The following is a 14,016-nucleotide window of genomic DNA, read 5'->3' on the forward strand; positions in this document are numbered from 1 at the left end:
TCGGACAGGTCCGACGGGTCCGACGGGTCCAAGGGGTTCGACGGGTCCTACGGGTCCGACAGGTCCGACAGGTCTGACGGGTCCGACGGGTCCGACGGGTCCGACGGGTCCGAGGGTGGTGCCGAGAGGTCGGACGGATCGGACAGTGGTGCCGAGAGGATCGAGTGAGTCGGACAGATGTGCCCGGTGGATCAGACGAGTCGGACTGGCTTGTCCGTACGCACGCCGACCGACGCCAGCCAGGAACGCAGCGGTCCCGCGTCGCCGTCCTCGATCAGGGTGAGAACGGGGACTGCCAGATCGGCCCGGCGCTCGCCGTCGACCAGCAGAGCCGGGCCGTCGAGCCAGTCCAGTCCGGGGGTCGCACCCGCCGTGTCGACGGCGGCGCAACAGACCATCGCCGCCACATGATCGGCGAGCAGTTCGGTTCCCGTGCGGGGCGGCAGGAGAGGAAAGATCGGAAGGGGAACGGGTCCCCAGAAACCAAGCACGTCTCCGCCCACGTTGACGGCGCCCGGAGCGCCCGGCGCATCGCCGTGCGGCGCGCTGCGCCGTTCCGCCGCCTCCCGGGCCACTTCGGCGCTGATCCCGGCCGCGAGCTCCTCGCCGCCCCCGCTCCGGCCCGCCAGATGCTCGACGACGCGGGCCAGCGTGGGCACCTCGGAGTCGGTGGGAAACGCGATGCCGCCGGAACCTGAACCTGAACCGTAGGAGACGGCATCGCCGGTGCTGCCGACGCCATCGGTACTGCCATCTCTGCCGGAACTGCCGTCTCTGGCAGTACCGGCAGAGCTGCTGATGCTGTCAGTGAAATGCGCGGGTGCCGTCCGCATCGAGTCGAGAACGCGGTGCAGACGAGTCGCCTCGGTGCGCCATTTCCGGTCGACCACTTCTTCCGGGTACTGCTGCCAGTCGACCGGCGACCAATCCGGTCCGGGCTTCGCCGGACCGCCGTGGAAAAGCCGGGCAGCCAGCAGGGATGTCGCCTCGTCGGCCGCGCCCGGCTCCTCCAGGAGGTCGCAGGCGGGACGCTCGCCGAGCCGTGAGGCGAAGCCGTCGGCGAGCCGGTCGCGCCGGGAGAGTTCCGTGAGGGCGGACACGACGCCCGCGTCCAGTCCGGAGGGCCAGCGGCCCATCTGCCAGGCCGGCAGCGCGACCCGCGTGAGCAGCCGGTCCCATCCGGCGTATGCGAGGCCCACCTGCTCCTGGGCGACAATCCGGAGGCCGTAGTCCACGCCCTGTGCACGGACGGACGCGGCGGCGGCGACGCCTCGTTCCATCTCCGCGGCGTGGCTCCGGCAGCTGCGCAGCAGCAGCCGGGCGATCCAGCCGACGAAGGCGCGCGGCGCCCCGCGTACCCCGGGCAGCGGCCCGGGCAGCGGTGCGGCCGCGTCGGCGACCACTCCGTCGAGTCCTCGGACGAAGCGACGCGCCGCAGCTATGTCGGGGTGCGCGGAGGGCCCGGTGCCGGCGACGACCGGGGCGAGCACCGCTCGTAGCTCCGCCACTCGCATCCACCACAGGAAGGGCGAACCGATGACCAGCACGGGCGAAGCCTGTGCTCGACGTCCTCCCCGCCCCCCGGGAGGCGCACCCTGACCCGCTCGCCCCGTTCCGTCGGCGCCACCGGCACCACGCCCGTGCCCGTCCCCGGCACCGGGGACGGGCTGCGCCGAGGGGTGTGTACGGTCCTCCAGCCAGCTGTCGCAATCGGGGGTGAGAGCTATCGCCGAAGGAGCGGGAACCCCGAGCCGGTCGGCAAGATCCCTCACCAGCCGGTAGAGGTCGGGGGCGGCTTCCTCGGCGAGCGGAACGGTCGGGCTGACCGCCGGCCTGGTCCGCACGATCGCGACGGCGACAGCGGCCGCGATCAGCAGCACAACGATCGCGCAGGCGGTGACGGTCCAACGCGCCACGTCCCAACCGCTGCCGACGGCATGGCCCTGCGCACCCGCGACGAGCAGCACGACGGCGACCGCCGTCGGCAGAATGGCAGCCGCGGTCGCTCTGTTGCGGATACGCAGCAGAGCGAGGGCTTGGGCGCGCGCACTCTGCGCACCCGGCTCCTCACTTGTACCGATACCGGACACGGCCGGACGTCACCCCCTCTGCCCCCGCGGCGGTGTTGTTCACTCCCCCACTGTGGCACCCGTCACTGACATCGCAATGTCAGTGGGCCAAGTGCCGGAATGCTTGCGCCGCACCCTAGTTGGGACGTCGGCAAGCGTCATCCGGATGGCTCAGTCGCCACTCGATGGAATGGCTTTGGGCAAAGGTGCTGACGCGCCGCCGTTCCTGGAGGCAGTGGCGCGTCGGCCAAGGACTGTCCCGTGACGAGGCGAAGCCAGGAACGAGCAAGGGGCGAAGCCGGGAACGAGCACGGATCGGAGCCGGGAACGGGCACGGGGCGAAGCCGGGAACGGGCACGGGGCGAAGCCGGGAACGCGCACGGGGCGAAGCCGGGAGCGGGTCGGAACCTGTCCCCGGTCATGAATCAACCCATGACCGGCCCATGACCGCCCCGGCCCCGTCTCCCGCTCTGCTCCTGCGGGCGGGCCCGTCGACCTCTGCCGACGGATCCGTCCGGATCAGACCTCCGCGGCCTTCCGGGCAATGTCCGTACGGAACTGCGAGCCGTCGAGCCGGATCCGGGCCGCCGCCGCGTAGGCGCGCTCCCGGGCGACCGCGAGGTCCTTTCCGGTTGCCGTCACGGACAGCACCCGACCGCCCGCGCTGACGACCCTGTCGCCCTCCTTCCGGGTACCGGCGTGCAGGACGTACGCATGCGGGGCATCCTGCGCCGCCACGTCGTCGAGCCCTCCGATCGGGTCTCCCGTCCGCGGCGTACCCGGGTAGTTGTGCGAGGCGATGACCACGGTGACAGCGGCCTCGTCGCTCCACTTGAGGGGCGGCAGTTCGTCGAGAGTGCCGTTGGCGGAAGCCAGCAGCACCCCGGCGAGCGGGGTCTTCAGACGGGCCAGGACCACCTGGGTCTCGGGATCACCGAAACGGGCGTTGAACTCGATCACCCGGACACCGCGCGAGGTGATCGCGAGACCCGCGTACAGCAGGCCGGAGAACGGAGTGCCGCGACGGCGGAGCTCATCGACGGTCGGCTGGAGCACCGACTCCATGACCTCGTCGACCAGCTTGGGGTCGGCCCACGGAAGCGGGGAGTACGCGCCCATGCCGCCGGTGTTCGGGCCCTCGTCGCCGTCCAGGGCGCGCTTGAAGTCCTGCGCGGGCCTCAGGGGCAGCACGGTGGTGCCGTCCGTGATCGCGAACAGGCTGACCTCGGGGCCGTCGAGGAACTCCTCGATGACCACGCGGTCGCAGGCCAGGGCATGGGCACGGGCCGCCTCGACGTCCTCGGTGACGACGACACCCTTTCCGGCCGCGAGACCGTCGTCCTTGACGACGTACGGGGCACCGAAGGCGTCGAGGGCCTCATCGATCTCGGCAGGGGTGGTACAGACGTAGCTGCGGGCGGTCGGGACGCCGGCGCCCGCCATCACGTCCTTGGCGAACGCCTTGGAGCCCTCCAGCAGTGCCGCCTCACCGGAGGGGCCGAAGCAGGGGAGGCCCGCGGCGCGCACGGCGTCGGCGACACCGGCGACGAGCGGCGCCTCCGGACCGACGACCACCAGTTCGGCGCCCAGGTCGGTGGCGAGGCGCGCGACGGCGTCGCCGTCGAGGATGTCGACCGGGTGGAGTTCCGCCACCTCCGCGATGCCGGCGTTGCCGGGAGCGCAGTACAGAGCGGTGACGTCGGGGTCGAGGGAGAGAGAGCGGCACAGGGCGTGTTCGCGGGCGCCGCCGCCGATGACGAGGACCTTCACACGGTGCAGCCTAGCCGCCGGGGCGTGGCGGCCTTGACGTACGCCAGTCCCTGGACACCCGCCCACGGACGCCGGCACCCGGACCCCCCGCGCGTGAACGGCCGACCCACGAACACCACGGTCCGCGAACACCGCCCCCGTACGCCGACCCGCGAACACCCACTCGTGCTCACCGGTCCGCGAACACCGCCTCTTTCCACCGGCCCGCGAACACCACCCCTGCACACCCACCCGTTCACGTCGGCACGTTCACGTCGGCACGTTCACGTCGGCACGTTCACGTCGGCACGTTCACGTCGGCCTGTTCGCGTCAGCCCGTGGACAGGCCGGGGCCGCGGCGCGGACGGACGGCCGCCCGCGCGTCTACTCGTTGGTGAACTCCTCCAGCACCGTGGCACCCAGCTCCCGGACGATCAGGTCGTGCCCGGAGAGCGCCGAGTCGACGAGGTCCGGATCGTCCGCCTCGGGGACGTCGTCCTCGGGCGCGACCGAACGCGGAGGTTCGGGCGCGGCGGAGCGGGGCTGCGACGCGGCGTAGGAGGACGGGGCCGACGCCGCGACGGGTGCCGCGCTCGGTTGCGGCGCCGATGGGGACGGGGCGGCGGGCCGGGGCTCGTAACTCTGCTGCGGCGCGGGCGCGGCGGCCGGGCGCTGCGCCGCGGGCGGGACGGCGGCGGACCGTCCGCCACCGCTCTGCGGCGGCGCGCCCGCGCCGCCCGAGGGGTCGACGATCGCCTCGATCTTCCACTGCGCGTTGAACCGTTCGGCGAGAGCCTGCTTCAGCACGTCCTCGCTGCCGCTGCTCGTGAAGTTGTCGCGCGCGCCCGCGTTCAGGAAGCCGAGTTGCAGTGTGGTGCCGTCGAAGCCCGTGACCTGGGCGTTCTGGCTGAGCAGGATCCAGGTGAAGCGGCGACGGTTCTTCACCGCCTCCAGGATGTCCGGCCACATGTTCCGCACCTGGCCGGCGCCCTGTGTCATGCCCGCCCCCTGTGCCGCTCCCGGGCCCGGCTCGACGGCGGGCGCCGGTGCCTCGGGGGCGGTCCGGGCCGGTGCGGTCTGGGGTGCGGGCGACTGGCCGGGGGCGGAAGCGGTCGGCCAGCCACCGGGGCGGCGGCCGGATTCCGGCGCGGCGGTGGGCCAGGCACCGGGGCGCTGACCACCCGCGGGAGCCCCACCGGGCGGTGCGGCCGACGGCTGCGGGGCAGCGGGCGCCGTCGACTGCGCGGGAGGTACGGGCGGTGCGGGAGGTGCGGGCGGCGCCTCGGCGGGCGCGGACGCCTCTCCGCGCGCAGCGGCTCGCGCGGCAGCAGGCCCGCCCCCCGGCTGTACGGCCGGTGCGACCGGGGCGGGGGCGTGCGCCAGGGCCTCCGGCCCCGGCACGTACCCCATGGCGGGCCCCGGCCCGGCAGTCGCGAAGGACGCGCCGCGCTCCAGCCGGTCCAGCCGGGCCTGGAGGGAACGTTCGTCGTCGAAGGCCGCGGGCAGCAGCACCCGAGCACAGATCAGCTCGGCCTGGAGGCGCGGCGCCGTCGCCCCGCGCATCTCCGTCAGCCCCTCGTTGACCAGGTCGGCGGCGCGGCTCAGCTCGGCGGCGCCGAAGACGGACGCCTGTGCCTGCATCCGCTCGACGACATCCGCGGGCGCGTCGATCAGTCCCTTCTCCCCGGCATCCGGCACGGCGGCCAGAATCACCAGGTCACGCAGCCGCTCCAGCAGATCGGCGACGAAACGGCGCGGGTCGTTGCCGCCCTCGACCACCCGGTCCACGACCTCGAACGCCGCCGCCCCGTCACCGGCCGCGAAGGCGTCCACGACGGAGTCGAGCAACGAGCCGTCCGTGTAACCGAGCAGCGCGGTCGCCATGGCGTATGTCACACCGTCGTCGGCAGCACCCGCCAGCAGCTGGTCCATCACCGACATCGAGTCACGCACGGACCCGGCACCGGCCCGCACGACGAGCGGCAGCACCCCGTCCTCGACGGGGATGCCCTCCTTGCCGCAGACCTCCGCGAGATAGTCGCGCAGGGTGCCGGGCGGAACCAGGCGGAACGGGTAGTGGTGGGTGCGCGACCGGATGGTGCCGATGACCTTCTCGGGCTCGGTGGTCGCGAAGATGAACTTGAGGTGCTCCGGCGGCTCCTCGACCACCTTCAGCAGGGCGTTGAACCCCGCCGACGTGACCATGTGCGCCTCGTCGATGATGTAGATCTTGTAACGACTCGACGCGGGCCCGAAGAACGCCTTCTCCCGCAGATCACGGGCGTCGTCCACGCCACCGTGCGATGCGGCGTCGATCTCGATCACATCGATCGATCCCGGCCCGTTGCGCGCGAGGTCCCGGCAGGACTGGCACTCCCCGCACGGCGTGGGCGTCGGCCCCTGCTCGCAGTTCAGGCAGCGGGCCAGGATGCGTGCGCTGGTCGTCTTGCCGCAGCCGCGCGGTCCGCTGAACAGGTACGCGTGATTGACCCGGTTGTTCCGCAGGGCCTGCTGCAGCGGGTCAGTGACATGCTCCTGCCCAATGACCTCGGCGAACGACTCGGGGCGGTAGCGGCGGTACAGCGCAAGGGACGACACACATACGAGGTTATCCGGGCGCACCGACAACCGGCCCCGCCCGACCGAACCCGCACCCGCCTCGCCCGCGCCCCACCGGGAAACGCCCGCCGGAAACACAAGGGCCCCCCACGCACCCGCCAGAGCCAACCTACCCTTGCTGCCTTCCGGCCCTGGGGGAGTTCAGTCAGATAGCGCCACGTGAGGGGCTGAAGCCCACCTTAGCCGATCCCCACCCCTCCCGGTCCACTCCCCTCCCTCCCGATCCGCCCCGATCGAGCCCGCCGCGGATCTTGAACGGAACAGGTTCGCGAGCACTCCCCAACGTCTTGTATTGTTTGCGGCGGAGGATTCGCCTAGTGGCCTAGGGCGCACGCTTGGAAAGCGTGTTGGGGGCAACCCCTCACGAGTTCGAATCTCGTATCCTCCGCCATTGCTCTCACCGGGCAATACGTCGAAGGCCCCCGCAGCTTGCTGCGGGGGCCTTCGACGTTGGTGGTCTCAGTTTTGGTCTCAGTTGGCCTCGCGCCCGGATCGTGGACCCTCCCATCACGGTGGCCACCCGGGAGGAACGGGCGAGGCAGGTACGTAGCAGCAGGTCACTGTCGAGGTTCTCCGTCGTCTTCACGGGGACTCCGTCAAGATGGACAACGTCATCTCCACACCGCAAGGGATCGCTGCATGGCCTCGAACTCGACGCCCCGACACCAGGGCCGTCTCGAACTGACCTGGACCGACAAGGACAAGACGCTCTTGTCGACCGGGGACGGCAAGTACGACTACACCTTCGTCGACCCGACGGACTACCGGGTCTCCGAGGTTCGTCTCCTCCACGAGGTCGAACGGGTCGAGGCGCCGACGCCGGACAATCGGCCGGAGGAACTGCCACAGCCGACCACCGACAACCTCCTGATCACCGGCGACGCGATGCACGCGCTGGATGCCCTTGCCAAGATCCCGACGTACTCCGAGAAGTACGCCGGGAAGGTCAAGCTGGTCTACATCGACCCGCCCTTCAACACCGGCCAGGCGTTCACCCAGTACGAGGACAACATCACGCACTCGATCTGGCTCACGCTCCTCCGGGACCGGATCCGGCAGATCAGGCCGTTGCTCGCGAAAGAGGCGTCTGTGTGGGTACACCTCGACCACATGGAGTCGCACCGATGCCGCGTCGTCCTCGACGAGGAGCTCGGGGAGAACAACTTCGTCGCTGAGGTCGCCTGGCAGAAGGCGGACTCGCCACGGAACGACACCAGGCTGCTGTCGACCTCGCAGGACACGATCCTGGTCTATCGAAGTTCCGAGTCTTGGATCCCGAACAGGATGCCCAGGCTTGCCGCCTCGAATACAAGCCGGTACCAGCAGCGCGACGGGGACCCTGTCCCGTGGCGTGACGGGGATGCAACCGCCGGCAAGGCATCAACGAACCATCCGATGGTTTACGCGATCCAGCACCCTGTCACGGGGGGCCTGATGTATCCGACTGCGGGCCGCTGCTGGGGCAAAGCGCAGTCGTGGATGTTGGAGCAGATGTCGGAGTACGCGCCCTACGAACTGCGTGACATCGGCGACGAAGCGGAGCGCGCACGCATCTGCGGGACGACACCAGAGAAGGTCAAAGCCAGTGTGCCGGCGATCATGCTGGCGGTGTCCGTCGAGGAGGCTGTCAAGCACGCTCGCGCCCGCTACGACGCTGGCAACTGGCCCGAAATCGTCATGCTCGGCCTGCGGGAACGCATCCAGCGCAAGAAGCATCTCGAGGACAACGGCCGAGTTCCCGAGACGCTTTGGCTGGGCAGTGAGGTCGGAGGCAGCCTGCGCGGGAAAATCGAGATCAAGGCCCTTTTCCCCGACGAGCATCCGTTTGCGACTCCGAAACCGGAGCGCCTTCTGGCCCGCGTCATCCACATCGCGTCGAATCCTGGCGACATCGTCCTGGACTGCTTCGCCGGATCAGGTACCACCGCGGCCGTCGCACACAAGATGGGGCGCCGTTGGGTTACCAGCGAGCTTCTGCCAGAAACCGTGACCCGATACACGCTGCCTCGCCTCACCAAGGTCGTCAACGGAGAGGATCCTGGGGGCATCACCACCATCACCGAGCGAGTCTCTGCCGTGAGCGATGGAGAAGACGAGGAGCACGGCCTGCCTAACGGTATGTCCCCTGAAGAAGCCCAGGAGTTCAACCGGCTCCTCACCAAGGTGACCAAGGGCGTCGACACGGATCTCGACGCCCCCACCATCAAGGTCCTGAAGGCGGCCACCAAGACCAAGGACGTCACGACGGACAACTGGCACGGAGGAGGAAGCTTCACCCACCTCCAGGTCGGCGAGTCCATGTTCGTCGAGATGGCGGGGATGGTCCTGCTTGCCGACTGGGCCACTCAGGGCGCCCTGGCAGAGGTCATGTGCGCCCAGCTGTCGGTTCCCTACGAGCCGGACGGCATCTTCGCCGGCAAGCAGGGCCGCGTCAGGTACGTCGTTATCGACGGCATGGTCGGCCCAGGAACGATCGCCTCCATCGTCGACAGGCTCGCCGAGGGCGAAATGGTCGAGGTGTGGGCTACCCAGATCCAAGACGATGCGGCCGAGGCTCTGAAGGACTCCCGCAGCGGCTCTCGACTCGAACTGATCCCCGATAAGGTCCTCGACAACTACCGTCGCAAGTCGGCCCGCAAGTCGCCGTTCGGCGCGGGTCGTTCCATGCCCTCGCCCCGAGAAGCGGACGATTCGGCTGAGACCGCGGTCGCTGCCGCCGCAACCGAAAGGGAGAGCGCCTGATGGGCGTGTTGCAGTTTCAGCCTGACCTCCTGGACCAGGTCGCCCACCGTCTCACCCTGCGTGAACCGAACCGCAAGGCGATCGAGTCGGTGTTGCTTCGCACTTCCGACCACTACGACGTACAGGAGAAGACCGAGCCATACGAATGCATCGTGGATTCGGCCACCGGCGTCGGGAAGACCTACGTCATGGCTGGCCTGATGGAGTACCTGGCTGGGGCCGAGACACCGGCGCGCAACTTCCTGCTGCTAGCGCCCGGCAGGACGATTCGCGATAAGTCGGTCCTCAACTTCACTGCCGGCAACGCGAAGTCGCTCCGCCGCATGCTCAGGTCCGCCCCGTACGTCATCACGGCCGACAACTTCAACACGCCGGCCACCCGGGCCGCGATCGACGACCCAACGGTCACGAAGCTCTACATCTTCACCGTTCAGGCGCTGACCTCCGCCACGGGCGACGGTCGCGCTACGCACGTCCCCTTGGAAAACCTGGGCACGTCCTTCTTCGACTATCTCGCGCAACTCGATGACCTCGTGATCCTGGCGGACGAGCACCACTGCTACCGCGGCCCGGCGTTCTCCCGGACTATTCGGGACCTCAAGCCCCAACTCGTGGTTGGCATGACCGCAACTCCCGTGAGGGCGGACGAGCCCCTCGTCGCGTTCCGCTACCCGCTGGCAGCGGCGATCGCCGACCGGCTCGTGAAGACCCCCGTTATGGTGGCTCGTCGCGATGACCGCTCGGACATCGGGACGAAACTGCTCGACGGTGTCAATCTGTTGCGCTACAAGGGCCAGGCCGCCGATGCCCATTGCGATGAAAACGATCTGCCCCGAGTCAACCCCGTGATGCTGGTCATCGCCCGGAACATCGAAGAAGCCGTAGAGTTTCGAAATGTCCTCGACACTGCCTCCTTCGACGGTGGCTCCTGGGTCGGGAAGACACTGCTGATCCACTCGAAACTTACCGGTGATGCCAAGGAGAAGGCACTGGCCGATCTCCAAGCCGTAGAGGACCCCGACTCGCCGATCCGCATTATCATCAGCGTCGGCATGCTGAAGGAAGGCTGGGACGTCAAGAACGTATACGTGATTGCGTCCATGAGGGCGTCGGTCTCGGAGGTCATGACCGAGCAGACCCTCGGTCGCGGTATGCGTCTTCCGTTCGGGGACTACACGAACGTCGAGATCCTCGACACGCTCGAAATCCTGGCCCACGAGAAGTACGGCCAGCTGCTCGAGAAGCGGAAGGTCCTCAACGAGGCATTCATCGACTACGGCACCTACGCCGAAGTTCGGCGACTTGCCGACGGCAGCTCTGTGGTGCGCCAGAAAACAGTCGAGAGCAATGCGGTCGTCATCGGTCTGCCCGGTCAGAGCGACCCGGTGGAACTCGGTGACGACGGAGGCAGCGGGCGAAGCTCTGAGAGGGCTTCGTCCTCGGGGGCCAACACAACGACTCCTGCTCCGGCCGCCTCCGATACGCCTGGCGTTGTGGACGTGGAGACCCGGACGCGTGCGGCAGCAGAGGCCGCTGCCAACAATTCCGGGATCGTCGAGTACGCCCCCCTGCCCGACAGACCTCCCATCTTGATCCCCCTGTTGATCTCGGTTTCTCAACCCGCCACGGTCAGCCTGAATGACATCACCGACTACGCTCCGTTCGAGCGGCTTGGCTGCACCCTCACGATGGACTATTCCGATGAGCTGAAGCGGACCAAGATCGTTGCTTCTCATGACGGCCGTACTGCCATAGTGAGCACCGAAACAGCCGCTGACACGGTGGTCTCCGCGCTGCCGCTCGATATCCCCCTCTCGGATACACGAAACTCATTGATTCATCGCGTTATGTCCGTCAAGGGTGTTCCGAACCGTCCACTGGAGCTCGGCGCGGCTCAGCGCATCGTCGACCGCCTCATCGGGGCAATGGGCGACAAAGCGACCGAGCACCTCTCCGCTTTCGTTGAACGGTGCGGCCAGCGTCTCGCCGCTGAGGTTGCGAAGACACTCCGAGAGGCAAGTCAGGCCGCCCAGGTCTCCTACGCCGATGACGTAGAGATCGTCCCGCTCAGCAAGACGCGCGTGACGCGCAAGCGCCAGATGGCCGGCCATGCCGATGGTTCCTTCGAAAAAACGATCGCGTTCAACGGCTGGAGCAAGAACCTCTACAGCCATGCCTGGTTCGACACTGCGCCGGAGTTCAAGGCAGCCAACGCCATCGAGGGTGGGAAGCACGTGATCGTGTGGGCACGTCTGCACATAAAGGATGTGCCCATTACTTGGACGTCGGAGGGACGGAACTACAACCCCGACTTCGTCGTCATCGAAGAGGTGGATGGAAAGCACATCGGCTGGCTGGTGGAGACGAAGGCTGACAAGGATATGACTTCTGAGGAAGTCATCGCCAAACGCCGGGCGGCCCGCCGGTGGGCCAACACCGCAAATTCCTCTCCCGACGTCGACGTGTTCTGGAAGTACCTCCTCGTGGGGGAGCAGGATGTCGAGGACGCGCAGGGATCATGGGAGTTTTTGAAGGGTTTCGGCCAGTAATAGGCCGGGCTGCCCAGCCCAAAGTAGCGCGTGACGAGAATTCTCCGTTGCCGGTGCGGCCCTAGAGATCTGGGCCCCACCGGCAGGTTCAGACAGCTGGATCGCCGTGCCGCCCAGGGTGCCGCGCCCGGTCCACGGCCTGTGCGCACGCCTCCACGTAGGCAGACGAGACCGCGTCCTCGTCCGTACCACGCACGTGGGCCTCGATCTCCTGGCCGGGCCGACGCGAAGTGTGCCAGCGCATCGGCAGGTCGGTGTACAGGTCGGGCTCGAAGTCCCACGCCCATGTCGACCATCGGGCAGGACTCCCGACGTTGAGTCGTTCACCTCCCGTCAGGAACACGGCATGAGCGTGGTGCACCATCCGGCGGTCGGGAATCTCGTGGCGGATGAGCTGGGCTCCGCCTCTCGCCTCCCAGTGTTCCCGCCTCATCTCCTCGACCTGTGCCGCCTGGCCGGGCCGGTCCTCGCTCCACTGGGCAACCACTTGCTCCGCGTGCTGGCGGGCGGCGAAGGCCAGGCGTCGGCCGCCGAGGTCGGCGAGGTAGACCGCTGAGTCGACCGAGGCAGGGCCGGAGCGCACGGCGGTACGGGAGCCAGTCTCCTCCGCGACGTCCGCAGGCGCGGCCCAGAGCAGGGCTCCGATTTTGGCGGCGGTCTGCTGCAGGACGGGGCCGGTCATGTGCTGGTAGCGACGCCGCATCCGAGCAGACTTTCCGGGCTCCCAGCCCATGATGCTGTCGACGACGGCGTCGGAAATCCCGAGGATCAGCAGGACCGTGGCCGCGGTGTGACGGGCGTCGTGAAGGCGGCCGTCGCGAACTCCGGCAGCCTTCAGCAGGTCCTTCCACCTGTGGAAGTCGGTGTTCGGGTTCAAGGGTTCGCCGATGGGTGAGGTGAAGACGTACCCCTTCTCCGTCCAGAGGTCGCGGGCCATGGTTCGCTCACGGGCCTGGTCCTCCTTGTGCCGGTGCAGGAGCTGGAGGAGCTCTTCGGGGACGGCGCGGGACTTGGCGTTCTTCGTCTCGCGGCGAGTGTTGATCTTCTGGGGGCAGTAGCCGGGCTTGCGTCCGCAGCGGTCGCCGCAGCCGTGCTTGTAGCGGGGCCGCAGGCGGCCGCGGCGTACGCGGATGACGCCGAGCTCGAAGTCGACGTCGTCCCACTGCATGCCGAGGACCTCGCCCTGGCGCAGGCCGAGGGCGAGCGCAATGACCCAGCGGGCGGTGTTGCGGTGCTTGGCGGCCTCGGCGAGCAGGTGCTGGACCTCTTCGACCGTGTATGGCTCGACCTCCTCCTCTTCGACCTTGGGGGCCTTGGCGATGGAGGCCGGGTTCGAGGTGAGGTGTTGGCGACGCACGGCTTCGTTCAGCGCCGTGCGGATCGTGCGGTGAGCCTGGTGGGCGGTGCCGGCGGCGCTGCCGTTGTCCTGCATCTTCTTGTAGAAGCGTTCCAGGTGCTCGAGCTCCAGCTTCTCCAGGCGGTGGGCGCCCAGGCCGGGGACGAGGTGGTGGTAGACCGCCACGCGGTAGCCGTCGATCGTGTTCTCCGAGACGTGCGCGGCGGCGATGTTCTCGACCCAGTGGGTGAGCCACGTCTTCACGGTCCACGACTGGCCGGCCTTGCGGACGGCGCCCTTGTCACGCTGGCGCTCCAGCTCGCGGACGACCTTGGTGACCTCTGCTCGGGTCTTGCGGCTGACGTGGCGCCGGTCCGGGGTGCCGTCGTCCTTGACGCCGACGGTGACGCGACCGTGCCAGCGGCCGTCCTTACCGAGGTAGATGGACGAGGCGCCATTGGGCTGGCGGGACTTCGGTGCGGAGGCGCGCGTCATGCGGCGGCCCCGAAGTCGGTCGCCGACAGGCGGCGGGCGAGGAAGTCGTTCACCGCCTCCGCTGGGATGCGGCGCAAGCTTCCGATCTTGACCGAGGCGATCTCACCGGAGGAGACGTACTCGTACAGCTTGGTGCGGCCGATGCCGATCCGGCGGGCGGCCTCGGCGACGGTGAGGGCTACCAGTGTCATGTCCCCGGTGGATCGCCGCTCGGCCATCAGGGTGCGTAGGGCGTCTTCGGGTACGTCCAGGAGCTGGGCTATCTGGGAAACGGGCAGGGCGGGCTGCGGCATGGGGTACTCCTCCCGCCGGCTTCGCGGCGACGCGGGAGCGGCAACTCCCGGCGGCCTGGCCGGTGGCGTCGTTCAGGGATGGATGGGTCGGTGGATGGTTATCGGCGGCGGAGGTCGCCGCGAGTGATGCTCCTCGGCGTTCGTAGCGCCGTGGGAAGGAGCAG

The 14,016-nt window shown here is 68.7% G+C and carries 7 protein-coding genes, 1 tRNA gene and 1 other RNA gene; 3 read left to right on the plus strand and 6 right to left on the minus strand.

Features of this window, described 5'->3' with window-relative positions:
• Nucleotides 1–191: 191 nt before the first annotated feature.
• The 4 genes from ACF1CT_RS04240 to ffs form a co-directional block, all read right to left on the minus strand.
• The gene (locus ACF1CT_RS04240; RefSeq protein ID WP_391782219.1) at nucleotides 192–2,090 is read right to left on the minus strand and encodes a hypothetical protein; all 1,899 of its coding nucleotides are present in this window, start codon (nucleotides 2,088–2,090) and stop codon (nucleotides 192–194) included.
• A 498-nt stretch (nucleotides 2,091–2,588) separates the two neighbouring features.
• Nucleotides 2,589–3,839: a phosphoribosylamine--glycine ligase gene (gene purD / locus ACF1CT_RS04245; RefSeq protein ID WP_391782220.1), complete on the minus strand. Its 1,251-nt coding sequence runs from the start codon at nucleotides 3,837–3,839 to the stop codon at nucleotides 2,589–2,591.
• 363 nt (nucleotides 3,840–4,202) lie between these two features.
• A complete protein-coding gene (locus ACF1CT_RS04250; protein ID WP_391782221.1) occupies nucleotides 4,203–6,416 on the minus strand; it encodes a DNA polymerase III subunit gamma and tau in 2,214 nt (737 codons plus the stop codon).
• A 96-nt stretch (nucleotides 6,417–6,512) separates the two neighbouring features.
• An RNA gene (gene ffs / locus ACF1CT_RS04255) (signal recognition particle sRNA small type) lies at nucleotides 6,513–6,609 on the minus strand.
• 131 nt (nucleotides 6,610–6,740) lie between these two features.
• Between ffs and ACF1CT_RS04260 the strand changes: the two genes are divergently transcribed.
• The 3 genes from ACF1CT_RS04260 to ACF1CT_RS04270 all read left to right on the plus strand — a co-directional run bounded on the left by ACF1CT_RS04260 (nucleotide 6,741) and on the right by ACF1CT_RS04270 (nucleotide 11,728).
• Nucleotides 6,741–6,828: transfer RNA gene (locus ACF1CT_RS04260), tRNA-Ser, on the plus strand.
• Nucleotides 6,829–7,076: 248 nt separating this feature from the next.
• The gene (locus ACF1CT_RS04265; RefSeq protein WP_391782222.1) at nucleotides 7,077–9,179 is read left to right on the plus strand and encodes a site-specific DNA-methyltransferase; all 2,103 of its coding nucleotides are present in this window, start codon (nucleotides 7,077–7,079) and stop codon (nucleotides 9,177–9,179) included.
• Nucleotides 9,179–11,728, plus strand: a complete 2,550-nt coding sequence (locus ACF1CT_RS04270; protein WP_391782223.1) for a DEAD/DEAH box helicase family protein — start codon at nucleotides 9,179–9,181, stop codon at nucleotides 11,726–11,728. The genes ACF1CT_RS04265 and ACF1CT_RS04270 overlap by 1 nt, the downstream gene beginning before the upstream one ends.
• Nucleotides 11,729–11,816: 88 nt before the next feature.
• On the opposite strand, the gene ACF1CT_RS04275 is transcribed toward ACF1CT_RS04270, so the two are convergent.
• Together ACF1CT_RS04275 and ACF1CT_RS04280 are read right to left on the minus strand one after the other, a co-directional pair.
• The gene (locus tag ACF1CT_RS04275; protein WP_391782224.1) at nucleotides 11,817–13,559 is read right to left on the minus strand and encodes a tyrosine-type recombinase/integrase; all 1,743 of its coding nucleotides are present in this window, start codon (nucleotides 13,557–13,559) and stop codon (nucleotides 11,817–11,819) included.
• Nucleotides 13,556–13,852, minus strand: coding sequence for a helix-turn-helix domain-containing protein (locus ACF1CT_RS04280; RefSeq protein ID WP_391782225.1), 297 nt, complete (start codon nucleotides 13,850–13,852; stop codon nucleotides 13,556–13,558). Before ACF1CT_RS04280 ends, ACF1CT_RS04275 begins: the two co-directional genes overlap by 4 nt.
• Between the last annotated feature and the right edge of the window lie 164 nt (nucleotides 13,853–14,016).

Source organism: Streptomyces sp. NPDC014734 (genome assembly GCF_043083325.1).
Classification (GTDB): domain Bacteria; phylum Actinomycetota; class Actinomycetes; order Streptomycetales; family Streptomycetaceae; genus Streptomyces.

Coding starts and splice junctions, on each gene's coding strand:
- ACF1CT_RS04265 (WP_391782222.1), top strand. CDS start 7,077: ATGGCCTCGAACTCGACGCCCCGACACCAGGGCCGTCTCGAACTGACC.
- ACF1CT_RS04275 (WP_391782224.1), bottom strand. CDS start 13,559: ATGACGCGCGCCTCCGCACCGAAGTCCCGCCAGCCCAATGGCGCCTCG.
- ACF1CT_RS04280 (WP_391782225.1), bottom strand. CDS start 13,852: ATGCCGCAGCCCGCCCTGCCCGTTTCCCAGATAGCCCAGCTCCTGGAC.
- ACF1CT_RS04270 (WP_391782223.1), top strand. CDS start 9,179: ATGGGCGTGTTGCAGTTTCAGCCTGACCTCCTGGACCAGGTCGCCCAC.